Here is a 23,349-nt window from a genome sequence, read left to right as displayed (position 1 = left end):
ATAAGCCCGCTAATCGGCTCATTTGATGAGCCGATTATGACCCCTAATCGGCTCATGCGCCAGCGCGGCCCACTCCGGGCGGTCAGTCGCCCAGTACGCCGCTCACGCCCATGTACACGCCCGTGCCGTCGCCACTCTTGGAGAAGCCGCCTTCCAGGCTCCAACGGCCGGTTCCGGCGGTGTAGCGGGTGCTGATGCCCACCGCGCCCTGCGTCTTGTAGCCTGCCGCGCCAACCGCGTAGGTGGTTTTGCCCGGCACATACGGCGCCTGGCGCGCGGCCAGCGCGGTGGCAACACCGGCCTGCATGCTGCGCTCCATGCCGTCCATGCGATGCGAGAGGCTGGCGTTGCTGAACTTGTTTTCGCGGTTCATCGTCCAGTCGTACATCTGGCTGCCGTTGATCGCGTCGGTGCTGCCGGCGGCGACGCGGCCGCTGGCCACATTGCTCATGGTCACCGGCGTGCCCTGGCCCAACGTGACCTGGTTGTAGTTGGTGCTGCCATCGGCATTCTGGTCATAACGCACCGACTGCTTCAGCTGCGCCATGTTCACCGCGTCGGTGTCCTGCGTACCGGCGGCAACGTTGGCCACCTGGCGCTCGTTGCCCTGCGAGCCCACCGACACCGCGTTGTCCCGATCGGCCACCGATCCATTGCCCAGTGCCACCGCGTTGTTGCCGACCGCCTTGCTGTTGTTGCCCAGCGCGGTGCTGTTCTCGCCCGAAGCCGCCGAGGCGTTGCCCACCGCGAGCGCATCGCTACCCGCCGTTGAGGCCACCTTCCGGGCGCCATCGTCGACATTGGCGCTGACCAGGCCGCTGTCGCTGAAGCCGCCGCTGGTGATGGCGCTCTCCAGGTGCGTGACACGGTGATCCAGGTTGCCGACATCGTTGCTGACGTTGGTGATCTGGTTCGTGATGTTGGCCAGATTCCCGCCCATGCCATCCACGCCGTTCTTCAGGCTGGCGATGTCGCTGCTGTTCTGGCTGGTGCGGCCGTCCAGATTGCCGATGGCATCGCCGACAGTGTTCACCGTCGTACCGCCCACGGAATAGCTGGGCGCCGAGATCGTGCCATTGGTGTTCACCACCGAACCACCGCCCAAATTGTTTGCGATGGACTGGCTCACGCCATACAGCTGCGAACCGTTGATCGCCTGCAGGCTGGACGCGTTGACCGCGCCGACCGCCACGCCTTCCAGCACCCGCGCACCGGCGGAGCCGTTGAAGTTCACCGTCGCGCCGTCCTTGCCCTTGGCAACGGTAATCACGCGGCTGTCTTCATCCTGCTGCACCAGCCCGATCTCGCCGTTGGCCAGGCTCTCGCTGAGGTTGGTGATGGCCGTGGTGTTGGTGGTGGTGCGCGCATCGATGTTGGTGATGGCGTCCCCTACGTTGTGCACGGTGGTGCCGCCGGTACCATCAGCATCCTTGTCCACCCGATAGCTCGGGCCGGTGATGCTGCCATCGGCATTGACCGAGGCATCGCCGCCCAGGCCGGCCACGACGCCCTTGAGCTGCGCGACGTTCACCGCGTCTGCATCTGCACCGCCTGCCTTCACGCCGGTCAGGGTGCGCACGCCTTCGCTGCCGGTGAAGTCCACCGTGGTACCGGCCTTGGCCTGGGCCACCGTGATCAGCTTGCTGGTCGCATCCTGGCGCACCAGGCCGACGTCGCCGTTGTCGAGGCTGTTGGTGATCGCCGTTTCCACGGTAGTGACGCGGTTGTCGAGATTGGTGATGGCCGTGGTATGGCTGTTGATCGTCGTGGTATTGCCTTCCACGGTCGTCTGCAGAGCACCGATGTTGGTGGTGTTACCTGCCACGGTCGTCTGCAGGCTGCCGATGCTGGTGGAATTTCCTTCCACGGTGGTCTGCAGCGTGCTGAGGTTGGTGGTGTTGCCCGCCACGCGGGTATCCAGCTGGCTGATCGCATTGCCGACGCCGGATGCCGTCGTGGCGTTGCCATCGGCACCGGTCAGGGTGTAGACCGGCGTGCTGATCGTGCCGTCGGTGTTCACCACCGAACCGCCGCCCAGGCTGGTCGCCACCGACTGGCTCAAGCCATGCAGCTGGGCACCGTTGACTGCCTGCAGGCTGGACGCGTTGACCGCGCCGGCGGCCACGCCTTCCAGCACACGTGCGCCTTCGTTGCCGGTGAAGTCCACCACCGTGCCGTCCTTGTCGGAGGCCACCGTGATCCGCTTGCTGGTCGCGTCCTGTTTCACCAGGCCCACGTCGCCATCAGCAAGGCTCTGCGTCAGGTTGGTGATGCTGGTGGTATGGCCTTCCACGGTCGTCTGCAGGGTATTGATGCTGGTGGTGTTCCCTGCCACGGTCGTCTGCAAGGTGCTGATACTGTTTTCAGCCGTACCCAGGCGGGCATTGGTCGCGAACAGCTGCGAACCATTCACCGCGTCGGTGCTGAGCGCGGACAGCGAACCTGCGGTCACGCCGGTCACCGTGCGGCTACCCGCCGTGCCCGCCACGCTTACGGCGGCCCCATCGGTATCCTTGCCGACCGTCAGGCTCGCACCTGCCGCAGACTGCTGCACCAGGCCGGCCTTGCCGGTCTTCAGGTTGTTGATGTCGCCGGTGTTGGTGGTGATGTTGGTGGCGTTGGTCGTGGCGCGGCCATCCAGGCCGGTGATCGCCGAACCGACGTTGTTGTACGTCGTTCCGCCGACCGAATAGCTCGGTGCGCCGAGCGTGCCGTCCGCGCCGTAGCTCGCGCCACCGCCCAGTGCCGCCGCCGTGCTGGTGCCGATGTTCGCGGACTTCGCGGCTTCGGACTGCAACTGGCTCACATTCACCGCGTCCGTCGCCGCCGAACCCGCCGCAACGTTGGTCAAGCGCCGTTCCGCGCCCGCCGCGCCGACCGACACTTCGCCGTTCGCCACCGAAGCCATGCCAGCCAAGGCGCTCGAGCCCGGGTTGTAGCCCGCCGCCGCCAGATCGGCGGTGGTGGTGGAGCCGGCACCCAGCGCCACCGAATTCTCTGCCGAGGCCCAGCTGCTGCCGCCAACCGAAATCGCATTGGTCGCCGTGGCACGGCTGTCGGTGCCGATCGCGATCGAATCCGTGCCCGTGGCCTGGGTGTTGTCGGTGGTGTTCTGCTGGGCGTCGAGATTGAGCGTCGCGGTGCGGGCCGAACCCAGCGCGATCGCGCGGGTGCCGCTGGCCGTGGCCGAGGTACCGATGGCGTTGGCGTCGGTGCCGTTCGCGGTGGAGGCGGCACCGATTGCGTTGGCGCGCTCCACGGTAGCCGCCGAGAACGAGCCGATCGCCAGCGACTGCGTGCCGCCGGCATAGGCTGCGGTGCCCGCAGCAAGGGCATTGCGACCGGCCGCAGTGCTGTACACGCCCAGCGCCGCACCGCCGATGGCCGATGCGCTGGCATAGCCGCCCAACGCCGTGCCACCGGCACCGGTGACGCTGGAATTGGCACCCAGCGCCACATTCGATGCGGTCTGCGTAACACCGTCTACGATGTTCACACCCAGGCCATCGGTGCGGCGATTGCCGCGGCCGGCGATGTTCCACGTCGCCACACCCGCTGCTTCCGTACCCACCCGGCTCTGGAAGCCGATTGCGACGCTGTTGTTGCCCCAAGCGAGGCTTTCGGCGCCGTAGGCAGTCGCGCCGGTGTTCATTGCCGTGGCGCGTGCGCCCGAAGCGGTCGCATGAATGCCGTCGGCGACGCTGGACTGACCCAGCGACAAGGCGCCGGCGCTCGTGGCTGCGCTGGAGGCGCCGATGGCGATGGACGCGTTGCCGTCGGAATAGCTGCTCGTGCCCATGGCGATGGCGTTGCTGCTCACCGCCTGCGTGCTGGTGCCGATGGCGATGGTGTCCGTGCCGGACGCGTTGGTGTTGTCGGTGGTGTTCTGCTGCGTATCGGCATTGACCGTCGTGGTCTTGGCCGAACCCAGCGCGATCGCGCGGGTGCCGCTGGCGGTGGCCGAGGTGCCGATGGCGTTGGCGTCCACGCCAGATGCGGTGGAATTGGTACCGACCGCGATGGCACGGTCCACGGTCGCTGCAGAGAACGTGCCGATCGCCATCGACTGCAGGCCAGCGGCATACGCAGCCGAACCCTGCGCGATGGTGTTGCGGCCGGTCGCGTTGCTGAAGGCGCCCACGGCGAGCGATCCCACGCCAGCGGCGCTCGAATAGCTGCCCAGTGCGGTGCCGGCGTTGGCGCCGGAGTTGGCGCCAGCACCCACGGCGACGCTGGCAGCGCTGGCCATACCCGTGGTGATGTTCACGCCCAAGCCATCGGTGCGGCGGTTACCCAGGCTGCCGATACCCCACGCACTGCCCGTTGAGAGGGCGTTGAAGCCGATCGCCGTGTTGGCGGCGCCGTTGGCGGTGCTGCCGGCACCGTAGGCCGTTGCACCGGCAGTGGTTGCGCTCGAGCCCGCGCCAGCGGCCGTCGCGTCGGTCGCGGTCGCGCTGGCGTTGGCGGTCTGCGTGCCGTTCTGCGCCTGGATCGGCGTGGCAATCGTCGCAGCGCCTGCAGAGCTCAACAGCAGCAGGCTGCCGCCCAGAATCACCAGCAGCGACACCGCTTTCGCGCCGGCATTGCCCACCTTGCCGCCGCTCGAACGCGCGAGTTCGGAGGCAACCACCAGTTGGCCGAGTTTCCTGTTCCAAACCTTGCTGAATATCTTGTTCATGATGTGTGCGCCCTGCCGGCGATCAAACGATGGGGGTATCGAGCAGGGCGCATTCTGTTGAAATCCCCCCGGCCGGGGCATCAGACACATCTGATTTACGTACAAGGACTTGCATGGACTGGATTCATCCACGAACCGTTTGGAAATCTTCGTGGCGCAGCAGCCTGGCGCTTGCTTCGCGCACCAACCTTGTTAAGGTTGCCGGGCGAAGACGTGCACGCCGATGCAGTGCGCGGGCGCGGCCAAAATGCCGTCGCGCACGAATGAATATCAAATTAAATCAATAGTTTATAAAAATAATGAAAATCGCTTCCTGGAACGTCAACTCCCTCAACGTGCGCCTGCCGCATCTGGAACAGTGGCTCACGGCGTTCGCGCCGGACGTGGTCGGCATCCAGGAAACCAAGATGGAGGACCACAAGTTCCCTGACGCGGTGCTGGCCGGGCTGGGCTACCGCAGCGTGTTCGCCGGGCAGAAGACCTACAACGGCGTGGCGCTGCTGTCGCGTGAGCCGGCCCAGGATGTGCAGATCGGCATTCCCGGGTTCGAGGACGAACAGAAGCGGGTGATTGCCGGCACCGTCAACGGCGTGCGCATCATCAACCTGTATGTGGTCAACGGCCAGGACGTGGGCACCGACAAATACGCCTACAAGCTGCGCTGGCTCGACGCCGTGCACGAGTGGGTGGCGTCGGAACTGGCGAAGTATCCCGAGCTGGTGGTGATGGGCGACTTCAACATCGCCCCGGACGCGCGCGACGTGCACGATCCGCTGGTCTGGAATGAAAACCACATTCTGACCTCGACCGCCGAGCGCGGCGCGCTGAACAAGCTGCTGCAGTTGGGCCTGCACGACGCGTTCCGCCTGCACAGCGAGGAAGAGGGCATCTTCAGCTGGTGGGATTACCGCGCGGCCGGTTTCCGCCGCAACCTGGGCCTGCGCATCGACCTGACCCTGGTGTCCGACGCGCTCAAAGCGCGCCCGCTGGCGTCGGGCATCGACCGCGAACCGCGCACCTGGGACCGGCCCAGCGACCACGCCCCGGCGTGGGTACAGCTGGGGTGAGATCGCCGGACAACCACACCGAAGTGCGATGCCCCCTTAGTAAGGGGGCTGCCGCGGAGCGGCGGGGGTGTGGGTGATGGTGAGAAGGGACCCACGGTTTGCAGCGCAAACCGTGGGCGCGCCAGCGCGAATGCGTTGGTGCATTCCTCAGCGGATGCTTTTGCGGGTAAAGAGATTCACGATGGCCAGCAGGATCACCGCGCCGATCAACGAGAACAGGAACGTGCGGATGGTGATCGCTTCGTTGATGCCACCGCCGAACAGCCAGCCGGCCAGCAGTGCGCCGATGATGCCGACCACGATGTTCAGAATGATGCCCTGCTGCGCGTCACGCCGCATGATGATGCTGGCCAGCCAGCCCACGATGCCGCCGACGATCAACCAGATGATGATGCCCATGGTAGTGATTCCCTGTGGTGTGCGGATACGACCGCGCCAGTTGACGGCAGCCCCCGTGAAGTCGTCGTGCAGTGGTCTTGTCAGGGTGTTCGCATGAGCCTGCCGGCAATCCCGGACGGTCCGTGGCGGTTCGGCCCGGTCAGCGTGTGGCGGCTGCCGCACGTCCACGGCACCCGCGGCGAGCCGCAGGCACGGGTGCTGCTGGCCGAGCAGCTGGGCGGCCACCCCGACACCCTGCCGCTGCGGCGCGACCCGCGCGGCCGCCCGGAGCTGCATGGCCCGCTGGCCCATGTCGGCACCGGCTGGAGCCACAGCCACGGCCTGTTGCTGGTGGGCCTGGGCGAAGGGGTCCGGCTGGGCGTGGACCTGGAGCCGCTGCGCCCGCGGCCGCGCATGGTCGAAATCATCGAGCGCTTCTTCCACCCCGACGAAGTTCGCTGGCTGCACGGCCTGGACGAGACCGCCCGCAACCACTGGTTCTTCCGCGTCTGGTGCGCCAAGGAAGCCATCCTCAAGGCGCAGGGGCAGGGCATCTCCTTCGGCCTGCATCGCCTGCAGCTGGCGCCTGACCCCGACGGCGCCCTGCACCTGGCCTGGTGCGACCCCGAACTGGGCCCGGCCCCGCGCTGGCACCTGCACGAATGGCAGGCGGCGGCCGATTTCCGCGCCGCGCTGGCCTGGCACCCCCTGTAAGCGCACCGAATCTGCGCAGTCGTGGCGGCGCCACCCTGCGATAATGGGCGCATGACCGAACACAAACTTCCGGCCGGCGTGGCCGAATCGCTTGAGCAAGGCCTTGCGGCCATGGGCCTGGACGCCGCCCTGGCGCCGCCCCTGCTGACCTACCTGACCCTGCTGGACCGCTGGAACCGGACCTACAACCTCACCGCCATCCGCGACCCGATGGAGATGGTGACCCGCCACCTGCTGGATTCGCTGGCGATGCAGCCGCACCTGGAGCGCGGCAGCCTGGCCGACCTGGGAACCGGTCCGGGGCTGCCCGGCATTCCGCTGGCGATCGCCCGGCCGGAACTGCAGGTCACGCTGGTCGAGAGCAATGGCAAGAAGGCGCGCTTCATGCGCGAAGCCGTGCGCCAGCTTGGGCTGGGCAACGCCCGCGTCGCCGAGTCGCGGGCCGAGGCCTTGGCCGAACCGGGTGCCTACGACCACCTGACCGCGCGCGCCATGGACACCCTGGCCGGCATCATCGCCGTCGGCGGCCATCTGCTGCGGCCGGGCGGCCGCCTGCTGGCCATGAAGGGCGTCTACCCGCATGACGAGATTGCCCAGCTGCCGGCTGGCTGGCGGGTCGAACAGGTCCTGCCGCTGCACGTTCCCGGGCTCACCGGTGAGCGTCACCTGGTCGTGGTGGCGGGGCCCTGAGCGCCCTTCAAGCCGCCCGGGGAGGCCTGCGGCAATCCGTCGCCGCGCATCTCACAGTGCATGACACGCCTCATATACGCATAATGCCCAGTCCCACTCCCTGCCGATGAGGCTCACCCGCATGGCTCGCATCATCGCCATCGCCAACCAGAAAGGTGGCGTCGGCAAGACCACGACGGCCGTCAATCTGGCCGCTGCCCTGGCGGCTGCGCCCAAGCGCGTGCTGCTTGTCGACCTCGATTCCCAGGGCAATGCGACCATGGGCAGCGGTGTGGACAAGCGCGAAGTTGCCGCCTCCACCTGCGACCTGCTGCTCGGCGAGAGCACCGCGGTCGAGGTACGGGTGACCACCCCGGAAGGCTTCGACCTGCTGCCGGGCAACATCGACCTGACCGCCGCCGAGATCCAGCTGATGGACCAGGGCGAGCGCGAGCAGCGGCTCAAGCGCGCGCTGGCCCCGATCCGCGATGAATACGACTTCATCCTGATCGACTGCCCGCCGGCGCTGTCGCTGCTCACCCTGAACGCGTTGGCCGCCGCCGATTCGGTGATCGTGCCCATGCAGTGCGAGTACTACGCGCTGGAAGGCCTGAGCGCGCTGGTGGAAACCATCGATGCGCTGCGCGCCAACCTCAATCCCAGCCTGGAGATCGAGGGCGTGCTGCGCACCATGTTCGACGTGCGCAACAACCTTGCCAACGCCGTGTCGGCCGAACTGACCGACCACTTCGGCGACCGCGTGTTCCGCACCATCGTGCCGCGCAACGTGCGCCTGGCCGAAGCGCCCAGCCATGGGCAGAGCATCGTGGGTTACGACCGCGCCTCGCGCGGCGGCGTCGCCTACCTCGGCCTGGCCGGCGAGATCATCCGCCGCCACCACCAACGCAAGACGGCCGACAAGGCCATGGAGACCGCCTGATGAGCACCAAGCCCGCCCCCGGCAAGAAACGCGGCCTTGGCCGTGGCCTCGATGCCCTGCTGGGGCCGAAGGGAGCGGTGACACAGGTGCAGGCCGCCGCGGTGGTCGAACCGCTGCCGGGTGAAGTACTGCGCAAGCTGCCGGTCCAGCACCTGCAGCCGGGCAAGTACCAGCCCCGCCGCGACATGGACGAGACCAAGCTCGCCGAGCTGGCCGAGTCGATCAAGGCGCAGGGCGTGATCCAGCCCATCCTGGTCCGCCAGCTGGGCACCGACAGCTTCGAGATCGTGGCCGGCGAACGCCGCTGGCGCGCCTCGCAGCTGGCCGGCCTGGACGAAGTGCCGGTGGTGGTGCGCGAGCTGGAAGACCGCACCGTCATCGCGATGGCGCTGATCGAGAACATCCAGCGCGAAGACCTCAACCCGCTGGAAGAAGCCGAGGCGCTGCAGCGCCTGATCAGCGAGTTCGCCCTGACCCATGCCGAGGCCGCGCAGGCCGTGGGCCGCTCGCGTGCGGCCGTGTCCAACCTGCTGCGCCTGCTGGAACTGCCGGTGGCGATCCGCCTGCTGCTGGAAACGCGTCGCCTGGAAATGGGCCACGCCCGCGCGCTGCTGACCCTGGCCCCGGAACTGGCCAGCAAGCTGGCGCAGGAAGCGGCGGACCAGGGCTGGTCGGTCCGCGAAGTGGAACACCGCGCGCAGCAGTTCGCTGCCGGCAAGGTGCCCGGTTCGCTGCGCAAGAAGCCCAGCGCCAGCGCGCCCCAGGCCGATATCGCCTCGCTGGAAACCGAGCTGTCCGAATCGCTGGGCGCCCGCGTGGCGATCAACCACGGTCGTGGCGGCAAGGGCAAGCTCATCATCCATTACACCGACCTGGACACGCTGGACGGCGTGCTCGAACGACTCCGCGTACAGAAGGGCTGAGTCCCCCACTGCGCAAGAGGAATCCACTCACCTGATGAACCCCACCAAGGTCGACCGCAACCATCTGTTGCGTCTGACCGACCTGCCGAATGTCGGGCCGGCCTGTGAGAAAGATCTGCGTCTGATCGGCATCCGCGTGCCCGCGCATGTGCGCGGTCGTGATGCCTACGACATGTACGCGCAGCTGTGCATGCGTACCGGGGTGCTGCACGACCCGTGCGTCATCGACGTGTTCCTGTCGATCGTGCGTTTCATGCAGGGCGAGGCCCCGCGGCCGTGGTGGGATTTCAGCAAGGAACGCAAGGCCACGCTGGCCAAGGACGCGCCGCTCAGCCTGTAGCACAATGGGGCATCGAAACGTTTCGGATGCCCTTCCATGACCATTCTTGTGACCGGCGCCGCCGGCTTCATCGGCGCCAATACCGTCCGCGCCCTGCGCGATGCGGGCGAAGCCGTGGTCGGGCTGGACAACTACAACGCCTACTACGATCCGCAGATCAAGCGTGACCGCGTGGCCGCGCTGTGCCCGGGCGCCGACATCCGCGTGCTGGACCTCACCGACCGCGACGGCCTGGCCGCGCTGTTCGACGAGGTGGCGCCCACCCGCGTCATCCACCTGGCCGCCCAGGCCGGCGTGCGCTATTCGCTGGAAAACCCGCATGCCTATGTCGACAGCAACCTCACCGGGTTCGTGAACATCCTGGAGCTGTGCCGGCACCGGGGCGTGGAACACCTGGTGTATGCCTCCAGCAGTTCGGTGTACGGCGATTCGGCCACCCCGCCGTTCTCGGAAGACCAGCGCATCGACAAGCCGCGTTCGCTTTACGCAGCGACCAAGGCCGCCAACGAGCTGATGGCCTACACCTATTCCCAGCTCTACGGCCTGCATGCCACCGGCCTGCGCTTCTTCACCGTCTACGGTCCGTGGGGCCGGCCGGACATGGCGCCGCTGCTGTTCTCGCGCGCGGTGCTGGCCGGACGCCCGATCGAGGTGTTCAACGAAGGCCGGATGCAGCGCGACTTCACACATGTTTCCGACATCGTGGCCGGTATCCTCGGCGCGCTGGCGCACCCGTCCAGCGAGGATGTACCGCACCGTGTCTTCAACCTGGGCAACCACACGCCGATCGAGCTCGAGCATTTCATCGGGGTCATCGAAGCCGCTGCCGGACGCCCGGCGCAGAAGGTCTACAAGCCGATGCAGCCCGGCGACATGGTCCGCACCATGGCCGACACCACCCGCGCGCACGACGCTTTCGGCTACGAGCCGGCCACCCCGATCGAGCAGGGGCTGCCCCCCGTGGTGGCGTGGTGCCGCGATTATTTCGGGGATCGCGCCTGACTCACACCGGCTGGTTCATCTTCGGATAACCTTGGACGCGGAAAATGCGCGGTCTTTTACATCCCTGGCCTTTCGCAGAGCCCGATCATGAGCCAACCCCAGTTGTCGGTCGTCGTTCCGGTATTCAATGAACGCGACAACGTCAAACCCCTGATCGACGAGATCACCGCTGCCCTGCGCGGCCAGCTGGACTTCGAGATCGTCTACATCGACGACCATTCGAGCGACGACACCCTCGCCGTGCTGCAGGGGCTGAAGACCAGCAATCCCGAACTGCGGGTGTTGCACCATGTGAGCCAGAGCGGGCAGAGCACCGCCGTGCGCACCGGGGTGAAACATGCCCGCGCGCCGTGGATCGCCACGCTCGACGGCGACGGCCAGAACGACCCGGCCGACATTCCCAAGCTGCTGGCCGCGCGCGCCGCCGCCGCTGCGCAGGTGAAGCTGTTCGCCGGCTGGCGGGTCAACCGCCAGGACAGCGGCAGCAAGCGCTGGGCCAGCAAGTGGGCCAACGCGATCCGCGCCCGCATGCTGCGCGACGACACCCCCGATACCGGCTGCGGCATCAAGCTGTTCGAACGCGAGGCGTTCCTGGACCTGCCGTATTTCGACCACATGCACCGCTACCTGCCGGCGCTGATGCAGCGTGCGGGCTGGGCGACGGTGAGCGTGCCGGTCAATCATCGGCACCGCACCGCCGGCGTGTCCAAGTACAACAACCTGGGCCGTGCGCTGGTGGGCATCCGCGACCTGCGCGGCGTGGCCTGGCTGATCACGCGCAGCAAGCGCACCGCCGTGGAAGAACGCTGATGGAGCTGCACTGGCTCGACCAACCGCTGACCTGGCTGTTCTGGTCCGGCCTGCATGTGACCGGCTGGAAGTTGATCGGCTACACCGGTGCGCTGATGTTCGGTGGCCGCTGGCTGGTCCAGTTCGTCGCCTCCCGGCGCGCCGGCAAGCCGGTGATCCCGCGCCTGTTCTGGTACATGAGCGTGGTCGGCAGCCTGATGACGCTGAGCTACTTCCTGTTTTCGGCCAAGCAGGACTCGGTGGGCGTGCTGCAGAACCTGTTTCCGGCGTTCACCGCGCTGTACAGCCTGAAGCTGGATATCCAGCATCGGGGATGGAAGCGGGACAAGGCGCAGCATTGATCGGTCTACCGGGTAGAGCCGACTGGGTAGAGCCGACTATTAGTCGGCCGCCTTTCGCGCAGGCGTACGGCGAGGCCAGAGGAGCAGCCGACTAACAGTCGGCTCTACCGCGCGCCTTTGGCGCTTGGGTCTCGACCGTTGGCCGATCCCCCGGTCCTGCCCGCGGCGCGGGCAGGACCTTTGATCCATGCGCCCACCCCGTGTGCGGTGCCATGATCGGGGTTTGCCCTCCATCGGGAACCGCTGATCGTGAAATCGCCGCTCGTCACCGCTCTGCTGCTTGCCTTGGCCCTTCCTGCAGGTGCCGCGTTCGCCGCCCCTCCGGCCGCGCCGGCCGCCGCCCCCGCCAGCCTGGCCGTTGAAAGCGCCGCCGATGCGCAGTTCCGCGACATCTACGAGAAGGAATGGAAGTGGCGCCAGGACGGCGGTGGTGAAGCCAGCGAAGACGGCGACGGCCCGGCCAACGCCACCCGCATGCCCGATGTCGGCGCCGCCGCCCAACAGGCGCGGCTGAAGGTATGGGACGACGTGCTGGCCCAGCTCGACAAGATCGACCCGAAGACGCTGTCGGCCGACAACCAGATCAACTACGCCATCTACCACGACCAGGTCTTCAACCTGGCCGCCGAGGTGCGCCTGCGCGGCTATGAAATGCCGTTCAATGCAGACTCGTCGTTCTGGTCGAACCTCTCGTTCATGGCCCGCCGCGAGATGAAGACGGCGCAGGACTACCGCAACTACATCGCGCGCCTCAACGACGTACCGCGCTACTTCGACCAGCAGACCGACAACATGCGTGCCGGCCTCAAGCGCGGCTTCAGCGTGCCGCGCGCCGTGCTGGATGGCCGCGAGGTCTCCATCGCCACCGTGTCCGAGCTCAAGGACCCGACCGCATCGCCGCTGTATGCCCCGTTCAAGAAGCTGCCGTCCAGCATCCCGGCCGCGCAGCAGGCCGAGCTGCAGGCGCAGGCCCGGCAGGCCATCAGTGGCAGCGTGGTACCGGCCTTCGCCAAGCTGCGCACCTTCTTCGTCAGCGAATACGTGCCGCAGGCGCGCACCACCCTGGCGGCCGAAGCCCTGCCCGACGGCGAGGCGTACTACAAGCAGCAGATCCACGAATACACCACGCTCGATCTCACTCCGCAGCAGATCCACGAGATCGGGCTGAAGGAAGTGGCGCGCATCCAGAAGGAAATGAACGGCATCATCAAGCAGGTCCAGTTCAAGGGCAGCTTCGCCGACTTCCTGGTGTTCCTGCGCACCGACCCGCAGTTCTACGCCAAGACCCCCGACGAGCTGCTGTACCGCGCGGCGTGGATCTCCAAGCGCGTGGACGGCGTCGTCGGCAAGTACATGACCCTGCCGCGTGCACGCTTCACCATCGTGCCGGTACCGCCGGACATCGCGCCGTTCTGGACCGCCGGCCGCGGCGGCATGGGCACCTACTGGCTCAACACCTACAACCTGCCGGCGCGCCCGCTGTACAACCTGCCGGCACTGACCCTGCACGAGTCCGACCCCGGCCATGCCCTGCAGGGCGCGCTGGCGGCCGAGCAGGGCGAGCAGCCCGAGTTCCGCCGTACCGCCTACATCTCCGCCTATGGCGAGGGCTGGGGCCTGTACTGCGAGAAGCTGGGTGTGGAGATGGGCATCTATGAAACCCCGTACGAGGATTTCGGCCGCCTCACCTACGAGATGTGGCGCGCCGCGCGCCTGGTGATCGACACCGGCGTGCACCACAAGGGCTGGACCCGCGAACAGGCCATCGCCTACCTGCGCGACCACACCGCACTGAGCGAGCATGAGGTCACCACCGAGGTCGACCGCTACATCTCCTGGCCGGGCCAGGCGCTGAGCTACAAGCTGGGTGAGATCGCGATCGTGCGGCTGCGCGCCGAGGCCGAACAGGCGCTCGGTGACCGCTTCGACGTCAAGGCCTTCCACGACGCCGTGCTCAAGCAGGGTTCGGTACCGCTGCCGGTCCTGGACGCACAGATCCGCGCCTACATCGCTGCGAATCGCGCCCCTTGAGTCGGTAATGGCCGGTTGCCGGTGTGCGCCAGTGCACGCATCGGTAACCGGCGCCGGTCGCACGTTCAAAACTGCAGCATGCATCGCAGCGCTGCAGCAGCGGTTGACTAGTCTGGCCCGGGTGCGCCGCGTGGCGCGCGTTCCCCACACGGAGCCTGACCATGCTGGATGCCCTGCGCGATCTGTGGACACATCGCACACCCCGCCTCACCGAGACCCCGCGAGGCAAGGATGATCGGTGCCGCCTGCTGGCGATGAACAATGCAGCCGCTGTCTCCGGCCGTGCTGAACTCCCATTGTCCGCCGTTCGGGCCGACCCGTTGCAGCCCTTCGCCGTCACCCCGGTGCAGGGCCGATGCCTGGCGGACATGCTGCGCCAGGGCCGTCGCGCCCTCGATCCGGATTACGCGGTGTATGTGCCGGGCGCGGACAAACCCACACCGGGGCAGGACGCGCTGGGCGCCTTCTACGATGCCCGCAGCCGGCTCATGCAGGCGGTTGCCCGGGGCGGAGCGGCCGACGCCGCACCCGTTCAACCGGCGTGGCCCCCCATCGATGCCTGCCGTACGCGCAAGCAGCTCCTGAAGACTCTGCTTGCGGCGTCTCCAGGCCTGGTCGTCGCTGCAACGCCGGCGTCGCGTGCGAGCAAGCGCCTGCTGATCGAGAAGATGCCGCTGCTGTTCAACCTCGGGGTCAGAACGCTCTACGTGCAGCCGCTGCAGCACGATCTCCACCAGGCGGATCTCGATCTTCTGCATGCGACCGGCACGCTGCCGCCAGCGCTGGGGAGTTTCCTGGATGAACTGGACGGGTGGCAGATGACCGACCGTGCCGCCAACGCGACCTACCGCGAGGTGGTCGCCGCCGCCAGCCGTGCCGGCCTGCGCATCGTTGCACTGGACCTCATGGCCAGTGCCCACCTGAAGGGTGTCGAGAGCGGCGTCGGCACACCGGCATCGCCGGTAGAAACGCGTGCACGGGTGGGGAGCCATGTCGCGGTCAAGCGCATCGAGCACGACCAGGGGCAGCGGGCGGGGGCGCCGGGTCCATCGGGCTGGGTCGCCCTCGTCGACACCACGCACGCGGGCACGTTCAACGGCATCGCGGGAATCGCAGCACGCCTGGGTATTCCCAGCCTGAGGGTGGAGGATGTCCACGACGCCAACGCGCCGCGATTGGAGGCCGGCATCGACCCGGGCCTGAGCGTGCCGGCGCCCACGCTGCGCGCGCAGGGCCACCTTCGCTGCGACTACCTGCTCAACGTCCGCTCGCCAACGTGAACCGCCGGCCGCGCTGCGATTGTGTAACGGGCGGATCGGCCGCTACCCTGCGGCCCATGATGTCCCGTCTGCGCCGCCGCCTGCCGTTGCCGCTCCGCCTGCTGATGCTGGCGGTGATGCTGCTGGGCACGGCCGGTGGCGCCTTGGCGGCGGCCCTCGGCGACCTGCACGCGTTGTCGCACGCGGAGACGGCGACCGCGCCGCATCCGGCGTCGCATGCCGAACCGGTCGCGTCCATTGACGTGCAGATGGACGCCTCCATCGACGCCGATGACGACGGCACCCGCCTGCTGCATGCGCTGGTCCACTGCGGGCATTGCCACGGCCACGGTGGCGTGCTGCCGCTGGCGGCATCGGCCTGGACCCTGCCCGGCGCGCCGGCCCACATCGTGCCGGTCGGCATGACCGCACAGCTGCTTGCCCAGCCCCCCGAGAGCCTGCTGCGCCCCCCGATAGCGGTCTGATGCCGCGCGGCCGCGTGCCGCGACCGACATTCTGAACCGCTTTCTGGAGATTCCCATGTGGATGCGCCTGGCAGCCTTGGCTGCCGTAGCGTTCGTGCCGTGCGCGTATGCGCAGGGCACTGCGCCTGTTTCACCGTTGCCCGTTGCTTCACCCGCCGCCCCGCCGGCGTCGTCAGCCCCGCTCACCCTGGACGACGCCTTCGCGCGCGTGGCCAGGTTCCACCCGGACCTGCGCGTGGTCGACGCCCAACGCCCGATCTGGGAAGCGCGCCGTGACGCAGCCGTGCTGCGCCCGCCCGTGACGCTCGGCGTAGAGCTGGAAAACGCGCTGGGCAGTGGGGGCAGCCGCGGCTTCGATGCCGCCGAGCTGACCGTCAGCCTGGCGGGTGTGCTGGAACGCGGGGGCAAGCTCGATGCCCGCCGCGTGCTCGCACAGGCCAACCTGGATGCACTGGCGCCGCAGCGCGAAACCGCGCGCCTGGACCTGCTGGCCGAGGTGGCGCGGCGCTACCTGGGCGTTACCGAGGCGCGCGCGCAGCTGTCCATTGCCGACGCGGACATCGAACAGCGTCGCCGCGCCGTTGCCGCCGCACGCCTGCGGCTGCAGGCCGGCGCCTCGCCCGAATCGGTGCTGATGACCGCGCAGGCCATGCTCGCCCAGGCCGAGGTCGACCGCGCCCGCGCGCAGCAGATGGATCGTTCCGCCCGCGTTGCGCTGGCGGCGTTGTGGCGTGAGCGCGAGCCGGGCTTCGACGTGGTCAGCGGCGATCCGATGCAGCTGCCTGCGCTGCAGGACTTCGGCGTGCTCGCCGACACCCTGCAACGCACGCCCGAGCTGGCCGTGCTGGCCGGCGAGCGCCGCGTGCGCGAAGCCCAGCTGCAGCTCGCACGCACCCAGGCGCGGCCGGACATCAGCTGGCAGGCGGGCGTGCGCAACAGCCGCGACAGTGGCGATACCTCGCTGGTGGCCGGCTTCAGCCTGCCGCTCGGCAGCGTGTCACGTGCCGGGCCGGAGATCCGCGCGGCCGAGGCCGAGCTGGCGCTCAACGGCGTGGAACGCGAGGCGCGCGCGCTGCAGCTCTACGCCACGCTGGCCGAGGCGCATGGCCGCTATGAAACCGCGCGGTTGGAAGTCACGCGCATGGCGCGCGATGTGCTTCCAAAGCTTCAGCGCGCCGAGAACGCCGCCGAGAAGGCCTGGCGCGCCGGTGCCATCAGCTACATGGAATGGGCCCAGCTGCAGGCCATGCGCATGGACGCACGTCGGCGCCAGCTGGACGCGGCCATCGCCGCGCAGACCGCCCTCATCGAACTTCAACGCCTGACCGGGCAAGGCCTGCTGGCCAGTACCGACGGCAGCACCCCTACCGATACTCCTGCCGTGTCCACGGAGGACCGCCCATGACCCGTTCCCTTGCACGCGCCGTCCCGCTCACCGCACTGCTGCTGTGCCTGCTCGCCCTGACCGGCTGTGGCAAGGACGCACCGGCCCCGGCCAGCGGCACCGCCGGCGCCGACGCCGATGCGGGCCACGGTGAGCCCGGCCACGCCGACGAAGGCGACGACCACGCCGAAGCGCCCGAGAGCACCACCATTCCCGCCGCGATGGCGGAACAATCGGGTATCCGCGTCGCCGCCGTGGCGGCGGGCACCATTGCCGACGAACACGATGTGCAGGGCCTGCTGACCCCGGTCGATGGCCGCGTGGCGCAGGTGATGGCGCGTTTCCCCGGCCCGATCCGCTCGTTGCGTGCCAACGTGGGCGACCGCGTGCGCGCCGGCCAGGTGCTGGCGAGCATCGAGAGCAACCTCAGCCTGACCACCTACACCGTCAGCGCGCCGATCGGCGGCGTGGTGCTGGCCCGCCAGGCGCAGGTCGGCGGCGTGGCGGGCGAGGGCACCGCACTGTTCGAGATCGGTGACCTCTCCACGCTGTGGGTGGACCTGCACATCTTCGGCAACGACACCCAGCACATCACCGCCGGCGTGCCGGTCACCGTGTCGCGCATGACCGACGGGGTCACCCAGAGCACCACGCTGGAACGCGTGCTGCCCGGCACCGCGACCGCCAGCCAGAGCACCGTCGCCCGCGCCACGCTGCGCAACGACGATGGCCTGTGGCGGCCGGGCGCCGCCGTGAAGGCGCGCATCGTGGTCGCCACCCGGCCGGCGGCGCAGGTGGTGCCACTGAGTGCGCTGCAGACGCTGGACGGCAAGGACGTGGTGTTCGTGCGCAGCGGTGATACCTACACCGCGCGCCCGGTTCGCCTCGGCGCACGCGACGCCCAGCAGGTTGAAGTCCTGCAAGGTGTGGCCGTGGGCGCAAGCGTGGTCACCGAACAGAGCTACGTGGTGAAGGCCGACATCGGCAAGGCAGGGGCGTCGCATGAGCATTGAGCGCGCCCCGATGCTTGAGCGCATCATTGCCGCCTCCATCGCCCACCGCTGGCTGATGATGAGCCTCACCGTGGTGCTGGTCGCCGTGGGTGCGTGGAGTTTCACCAAGCTGCCCATCGATGCCACCCCGGACATCACCAATGTCCAGGTGCAGATCAACACCGCCGCTCCGGGGTACTCGCCGCTGGAGGCCGAGCAGCGCGTCACCTATCCGGTGGAAACGGTGATGGCCGGCCTGCCCCGCATGGAGCAGGCACGCTCGCTGTCGCGCTACGGGTTGTCGCAGGTCACCGTCGTGTTCGAAGACGGCACCGACATCTACTTCGCGCGGCAGCAGGTGGCCGAACGCCTACAGCAGGTGAAATCGCAAATTCCGGCCGGGCTCGACCCACAGCTGGGGCCCATCGCCACCGGGCTGGGCGAGATCTTCATGTACACCATCGACGCCGATCCTGCGGCGCGCAAACCCGATGGCAGCGCATACACCGCCACCGACCTGCGCACCCTGCAGGACTGGGTGATCCGCCCGCAGCTGCGCAACGTGCCGGGCGTGACCGAGGTCAACACCATCGGTGGTTTCCAGCGCCAGGTGCACATCACCCCGGAACCTGCACGGCTGCGCGCGCTGGGCTTCACGCTGGAAGACGTGGCGGAGGCGGTGGAGACCAACAACCAGAACGTCGGTGCCGGCTACATCGAGCGCAACGGCCAGCAGTTCCTGGTGCGCATTCCCGGCCAGGTTGCCAACCTGGAGGAGATCGGCAACATCGTGCTGGCCCGCCGCGAAGGCGTGCCAATCCACGTGCATGACGTGGCAGAGGTCGCCGACGGTCCGGAACTGCGCAGCGGCGCGGCCACCCAGAACGGCCATGAAGTGGTGATGGGCACGGTGGTGATGCTGATCGGCGCCAACAGCCGCGAGGTGGCGCAGGCCGCTGCGGCACGGCTCGAACAGGCCCAGCGCAGCCTGCCGCCCGGCGTTACCGTCACCGCCAGCTACGACCGCACCAGCCTGGTGGACCGCACCATCCAGACGGTGGCCAAGAACCTGGTGGAAGGCGCGCTGCTGGTGATCGTGGTGCTGTTCCTGCTGCTGGGCAACTTCCGTGCCGCGCTGATCACCGCGGCGGTGATCCCGCTGGCCATGCTGTTCACCCTCACCGGCATGGCGCGCGGTGGCGTGTCGGCCAACCTGATGAGCCTCGGTGCGCTGGACTTCGGCCTGATCGTCGATGGCGCGGTGATCATCATCGAGAACTGCCTGCGTCGCTTCGGCGAACGCCAGCACGCGCTCGGCCGCGACATGACCCGGCAGGAGCGCTTCGCCGAAACCGCCAGCGCTACCGCCGAGGTGATCCGCCCCAGCCTGTTCGGGCTTGGCATCATCACCGCGGTGTACCTGCCCATCTTCGCGCTGACCGGCGTGGAAGGAAAAATGTTCCATCCCATGGCCATCACCGTGGTGCTGGCACTGAGCGGTGCGATGGTGCTGGCACTGACCTTCGTACCGGCCGCGATCGCGCTGTTCCTGGGCGGCCGCGTGCAGGAGAAGGAGAACCGGGTCATGGCCTGGGTGCGCCGGCGTTACGAACCGCTGCTGGCGTTCTCGCTGCGGCGCGGGCGCTGGATGGTGGCCGGCGCGCTGGTGCTGGTGGTCGGCTGCGGGCTGCTGGCCACGCGGCTGGGCAGCGAATTCGTGCCCAACCTGGACGAGGGTGACGTCGCCATGCATGCCATGCGCGTTCCCGGCACCAGCCTCACCCAGTCCATCCAGATGCAGACGCTGATCGAGAACCGGCTGGTGCAGTTCCCGGAAGTCAGCAAGGTGTTCTCCAAGATCGGCACCCCGGAAGTCGCCTCCGATCCGATGCCGCCGTCGGTGGCCGACACCTTCATCATGATGAAACCGCGCAAAGACTGGCCGGACCCGCGCAAACCGCGCGCGGCGCTGCTGGCCGAACTGGAAGCGGCGGTGGAGCAGTTGCCGGGCAACAACTACGAGTTCACCCAGCCAATCCAGATGCGCACCAACGAACTCATCTCCGGTGTGCGCGCCGACGTGGCGGTGATGCTGTTCGGCGATGATCTCGACACGCTGCTGACGGTAGGCAAGCGCATCGCCAGCGTGGCCGGCGGCGTGCCCGGTGCGGCGGACGTTCGGGTGGAGGAAACCAGCGGCCTGCCGCTGCTCACCGTCACCCCCAACCGCAGTGCATTGGCCGGCTTTGGGCTCAACCCCGGTCAGGTGCAGTCCACGGTGGCCACGGCCGTGGGCGGGCAGGTGGCCGGCCAGCTGTTCGAGGGCGACCGCCGCTTCGACATCGTGGTGCGCCTGCCCGAGGCACTACGCCAGGACCCGGCTGCGCTGGCCGATCTGCCGGTGTCGCTGGCGCCGGCCCTGGCCGGGGACGCCGACGAATCCAGCCAGGTCGGCGGCGGGACCAGCGGCACCGCGCGCACCGTGCCGCTGCGCGAGCTGGCCACGCTGGCCAACAGCGAGGGGCCGAACCAGATCAACCGCGAGAACGGCAAGCGCCGCATCGTGGTCACTGCCAACGTGCGCGACCGTGACCTGGGCAGTTTCGTCAGCGAACTGCAGCAGACCATCAACCGCGATGTGCAGGTGCCCAATGGCTACTGGATCGAGTACGGCGGCAGTTTCGAGCAGCTGATCTCGGCCAGCCAGCGCCTGGCCATCGTGGTGCCGGTCACCCTGGTCCTGATCTTCGCACTGCTGTTCTGGGCGTTCGGGTCGGTCAAGGACGCGGCCATCGTGTTCAGCGGCGTGCCGCTGGCGCTCACCGGTGGCGTGCTCGCGCTGGCCCTGCGTGGCATTCCGTTGTCGATCTCCGCCGGTGTCGGCTTCATCGCGCTGTCGGGCGTGGCGGTGCTCAACGGGCTGGTGATGATCAGCTTCGTGCGCAGCCTGCGCGAGAGCGGCATGCCGCTGGCCGATGCCGTGCGCGAGGGCGCACTGGGCCGCCTGCGCCCGGTGCTGATGACCGCGCTGGTGGCCTCGCTCGGCTTCGTACCGATGGCCTTCAACGTGGGTGCCGGCTCGGAAGTACAGCGCCCGCTGGCCACCGTTGTCATCGGCGGCATCGTCTCCTCAACGCTGCTCACCCTGCTGGTACTGCCGGTGTTGTACCGGTGGCTGCACCGTAAGCAGGGTTGATGGCGACGGACGTCTGAAATGAACAAAACCGCCTTATGGCGGTTTTGTTCGTCCCAAGACAGTTGGCCAACCTAATGACGATGCCAAGGGCGGAGTCGTGCGCCAATTGAATCGGCAAACGGCTGACCGGTCAACGCTGTGCGTCGCATCTGGCCTTGGCCGTGGGAGATTGCATCTGTTGGATCAGGCTAACGGCGGTACCCACCCCATTTTCCGTCGCCATTGCCCGGCCCAACGCCGATGCGCGCGCCCGCGTGTCCGCGTGCTCGGGCACGGCAATTGCACGACCCAGTGTCTGAGCGTCCAGGCGTTTCGGCGACAGCGGCTCGGCAGCTACGCCCATTTCCTGCAACCGCGCCGCCCAGAAGAACTGATCCGCCGCAAACGGCATCACCAATGAAGGCACACCCGCGCGGCACGCCGAATGGGTCGTGCCGCTGCCGCCGTGGTGGATCACGATCGAACAGCGCGGGAACAGCGCTTCATGCGGGGTAGGGCCGACGACAAAGACGTCTGCGGGCAGCGGACCGTCGGGAAGGCCCGCCCAGCCAGGGAACAGCAGCACCCGGCGCGGTGCCAACGCATGCAGCAGTGCTGGCAGCACGCTGTTGCGATCAAACCCGGTCATGCTTCCAAAGCCCACGTAAACCGGCGGCGGGCCAGCATCGAGAAAGTCCTGCAACTCCGGTGTCGGCTGCCAGGGCGCATCGGGTGCACGCCACTGACCGCACACGTGATGATTCGCCGGCCAATCCGCAGGCGGCGGCACCAGGCTCGGCGAGATGCCATACAACATCGGAAGATCGCGCCACAGTGAACGCCGCGCCGGCATGCCGAGCGCCCGTCGGGCGTCGTTGATCGGCGCACGGAACGTGCGCCACACCGCCTGGTTGACCAGCCCATAGCTGAGCCGGTTGAGCATGCCGGGCAGGCGCAGGCGTGGCAGGAAGGGGGAGGCGAACGCACGGGTAGGGGTGAGCGGAATCATTCCGGTGCCGATCGCGGGCACGCCGTGATGTTCGGCCACCGTCATGCCCACGAACGCGGCCAGCCCGCCGGTCAGCACGGCATCGCACCCTGCAGCGGCCGCATCGGCCTGGCGTATCCACGCCGGCACATGCCGCTGCGCCATCCGCGCCAGTCCCCGCGACGCGGCCGCCATGTTGTTGCCACGCGACACCAGCGCCACCACCTCGTCATGGATGTCGCCCTCGAGCGCTGCATGCGGAACGCCCAGCGCACGCGCGCTGCCCAGCGTGCCCCCCTCGGCCAGCAGCATCACCTCATGGCCGGCGGCCTGCAGCCCGTGGCACAGCATCACCAGCGGCCGGGTGTCGCCTTCGGTTCCATAGGTCACTGCCATCAGCCGCATTACCGTGCTCCCGCGAAGTTCGACCAGTATCGCCAGCGGCTGCGACCGCTGCGTGGAGGCGCCGGCCCATTCAGGAAGCACTGTCGTCCGAGCCTGTGGACAACTTGCGCCGCTGGGCCGACTCCTGCATAATGCGCGGCTCGCTGTGTCCGGATTTGTCCGGATTGGTGGCCGGGAACACGTCATCCGGTCTGCCCTCGACAGCGTAACCCTTTGATTCTCATGACGTGTGGCGGGAAACCGTCGAGGCCGCCGTCGCCCGGGCTATGGGCTGACACATACTTTTATCGAGGTGCGCAATGTCCCGCGTATGCCAAGTTTCCGGCAAGCGAGTGCAGACGGGTAACAACGTCTCGCACGCCAACAACAAGACCCGTCGTCGTTTCCTGCCCAACCTGCACGAGCGTCGCTTCTGGGTTGCCAGCGAAAACCGCTGGGTCAAGCTTCGTGTTTCCGCGCATGCACTGCGCACCATCGACAAGAACGGCATCGAGTCCGTTCTGGCTGAGCTGCGTGCGCGCGGCGAAAAGGTCTGAGGAGTAGACGATCATGGCAGGCAAGCGCGATAAGGTCCGTATGATTTCGACCGCCGGTACCGGTCACTTCTACACGACCGACAAGAACAAGAAGAACACCCCCGGGAAGATGGAATTCTCGAAGTACGATCCGGTCGTGCGCAAGCACGTCCCGTACAAGGAAGGCAAGATCAAGTAATCCGCCCGCGGATTGTTTGATGCCAACGAAGAACCCGCCTCACGGCGGGTTTTT

20 protein-coding genes are annotated in these 23,349 nt (G+C 67.8%); 17 read left to right on the top strand and 3 right to left on the bottom strand.

Annotated features, from left to right (window positions below; translation table 11 throughout):
* Positions 1-82: 82 nt before the first annotated feature.
* A complete protein-coding gene (locus tag ACREPD_RS00905; protein ID WP_431597525.1) occupies positions 83-4,678 on the bottom strand; it encodes an ESPR-type extended signal peptide-containing protein in 4,596 nt (1,531 codons plus the stop codon).
* 299 nt (positions 4,679-4,977) lie between these two features.
* Here ACREPD_RS00905 and xth point away from each other — a divergent pair, with 299 nt between their 5' ends.
* Positions 4,978-5,745: an exodeoxyribonuclease III gene (xth, locus tag ACREPD_RS00900; RefSeq protein ID WP_431597524.1), complete on the top strand. Its 768-nt coding sequence runs from the start codon at positions 4,978-4,980 to the stop codon at positions 5,743-5,745.
* Between the two features lie 147 nt (positions 5,746-5,892).
* Here the strand turns inward: xth and ACREPD_RS00895 are convergent, their stop codons facing one another.
* Positions 5,893-6,144 carry a GlsB/YeaQ/YmgE family stress response membrane protein gene (locus ACREPD_RS00895; RefSeq protein WP_421567675.1) on the bottom strand — a complete coding sequence of 84 codons (252 nt, stop codon included), beginning with the start codon at positions 6,142-6,144 and terminating at the stop codon, positions 5,893-5,895.
* A 93-nt stretch (positions 6,145-6,237) separates the two neighbouring features.
* Here ACREPD_RS00895 and ACREPD_RS00890 point away from each other — a divergent pair, with 93 nt between their 5' ends.
* The 14 genes from ACREPD_RS00890 (at position 6,238) to ACREPD_RS00825 (ending at position 21,209) form a co-directional block, all read left to right on the top strand.
* A complete protein-coding gene (locus ACREPD_RS00890) occupies positions 6,238-6,837 on the top strand; it encodes a 4'-phosphopantetheinyl transferase family protein (RefSeq protein WP_431597523.1) in 600 nt (199 codons plus the stop codon).
* Positions 6,838-6,888: 51 nt separating this feature from the next.
* Complete coding sequence (gene rsmG / locus ACREPD_RS00885) at positions 6,889-7,527, top strand: 16S rRNA (guanine(527)-N(7))-methyltransferase RsmG (protein WP_431597522.1); 639 nt, start codon at positions 6,889-6,891, stop codon at positions 7,525-7,527.
* Positions 7,528-7,648: 121 nt separating this feature from the next.
* On the top strand, positions 7,649-8,446 hold the full coding sequence (locus ACREPD_RS00880; RefSeq protein ID WP_313347682.1) for a ParA family protein: 798 nt from the start codon (positions 7,649-7,651) through the stop codon (positions 8,444-8,446).
* Positions 8,446-9,369 carry a ParB/RepB/Spo0J family partition protein gene (locus ACREPD_RS00875; RefSeq protein ID WP_421567678.1) on the top strand — a complete coding sequence of 308 codons (924 nt, stop codon included), beginning with the start codon at positions 8,446-8,448 and terminating at the stop codon, positions 9,367-9,369. Before ACREPD_RS00880 ends, ACREPD_RS00875 begins: the two co-directional genes overlap by 1 nt.
* Before the next feature lie 34 nt (positions 9,370-9,403).
* Complete coding sequence (locus tag ACREPD_RS00870) at positions 9,404-9,709, top strand: helix-hairpin-helix domain-containing protein (RefSeq protein ID WP_421567679.1); 306 nt, start codon at positions 9,404-9,406, stop codon at positions 9,707-9,709.
* A gap of 36 nt (positions 9,710-9,745) precedes the next feature.
* Positions 9,746-10,711, top strand: a complete 966-nt coding sequence (locus ACREPD_RS00865; RefSeq protein WP_431597521.1) for an NAD-dependent epimerase/dehydratase family protein — start codon at positions 9,746-9,748, stop codon at positions 10,709-10,711.
* A gap of 87 nt (positions 10,712-10,798) precedes the next feature.
* On the top strand, positions 10,799-11,521 hold the full coding sequence (locus ACREPD_RS00860; protein WP_431597520.1) for a glycosyltransferase family 2 protein: 723 nt from the start codon (positions 10,799-10,801) through the stop codon (positions 11,519-11,521).
* Entirely contained in the window at positions 11,521-11,862 is a 342-nt protein-coding gene (locus ACREPD_RS00855; RefSeq protein ID WP_431597519.1) for a lipid-A-disaccharide synthase N-terminal domain-containing protein, read from the top strand. The genes ACREPD_RS00860 and ACREPD_RS00855 overlap by 1 nt, the downstream gene beginning before the upstream one ends.
* Before the next feature lie 249 nt (positions 11,863-12,111).
* A complete protein-coding gene (locus ACREPD_RS00850) occupies positions 12,112-13,893 on the top strand; it encodes a DUF885 domain-containing protein (RefSeq protein ID WP_431597518.1) in 1,782 nt (593 codons plus the stop codon).
* Positions 13,894-14,054: 161 nt separating this feature from the next.
* Positions 14,055-15,173, top strand: a complete 1,119-nt coding sequence (locus tag ACREPD_RS00845) for a membrane-targeted effector domain-containing toxin (RefSeq protein WP_431597517.1) — start codon at positions 14,055-14,057, stop codon at positions 15,171-15,173.
* Positions 15,174-15,232: 59 nt separating this feature from the next.
* Positions 15,233-15,637: a hypothetical protein gene (locus tag ACREPD_RS00840; RefSeq protein WP_431597516.1), complete on the top strand. Its 405-nt coding sequence runs from the start codon at positions 15,233-15,235 to the stop codon at positions 15,635-15,637.
* A 55-nt stretch (positions 15,638-15,692) separates the two neighbouring features.
* Entirely contained in the window at positions 15,693-17,042 is a 1,350-nt protein-coding gene (locus ACREPD_RS00835; protein WP_431597515.1) for a TolC family protein, read from the top strand.
* Positions 17,039-18,034 (top strand): efflux RND transporter periplasmic adaptor subunit, encoded by a 996-nt coding sequence (locus ACREPD_RS00830; RefSeq protein WP_431597514.1) that lies wholly within the window; start codon positions 17,039-17,041, stop codon positions 18,032-18,034. Before ACREPD_RS00835 ends, ACREPD_RS00830 begins: the two co-directional genes overlap by 4 nt.
* Before the next feature lie 10 nt (positions 18,035-18,044).
* Complete coding sequence (locus tag ACREPD_RS00825) at positions 18,045-21,209, top strand: efflux RND transporter permease subunit (RefSeq protein ID WP_431597554.1); 3,165 nt, start codon at positions 18,045-18,047, stop codon at positions 21,207-21,209.
* Positions 21,210-21,339: 130 nt separating this feature from the next.
* On the opposite strand, the gene ACREPD_RS00820 is transcribed toward ACREPD_RS00825, so the two are convergent.
* The gene (locus tag ACREPD_RS00820; protein WP_431597513.1) at positions 21,340-22,581 is read right to left on the bottom strand and encodes a glycosyltransferase; all 1,242 of its coding nucleotides are present in this window, start codon (positions 22,579-22,581) and stop codon (positions 21,340-21,342) included.
* 299 nt (positions 22,582-22,880) lie between these two features.
* On the opposite strand from ACREPD_RS00820, the gene rpmB reads away from it, so the two are divergent.
* Together rpmB and rpmG are read left to right on the top strand one after the other, a co-directional pair.
* On the top strand, positions 22,881-23,117 hold the full coding sequence (gene rpmB, locus ACREPD_RS00815) for a 50S ribosomal protein L28 (protein ID WP_313347422.1): 237 nt from the start codon (positions 22,881-22,883) through the stop codon (positions 23,115-23,117).
* A gap of 10 nt (positions 23,118-23,127) precedes the next feature.
* Complete coding sequence (gene rpmG / locus ACREPD_RS00810) at positions 23,128-23,295, top strand: 50S ribosomal protein L33 (protein ID WP_170272460.1); 168 nt, start codon at positions 23,128-23,130, stop codon at positions 23,293-23,295.
* The last annotated feature ends 54 nt before the right edge of the window (positions 23,296-23,349 follow it).

The organism is Stenotrophomonas sp. (genome assembly GCF_050737075.1).
In the GTDB taxonomy this organism is placed as follows: domain Bacteria; phylum Pseudomonadota; class Gammaproteobacteria; order Xanthomonadales; family Xanthomonadaceae; genus Stenotrophomonas.
The sequence above is the reverse complement of the archived record's forward strand: the minus strand, read 5'-3'. Positions and strand labels throughout refer to the sequence as shown.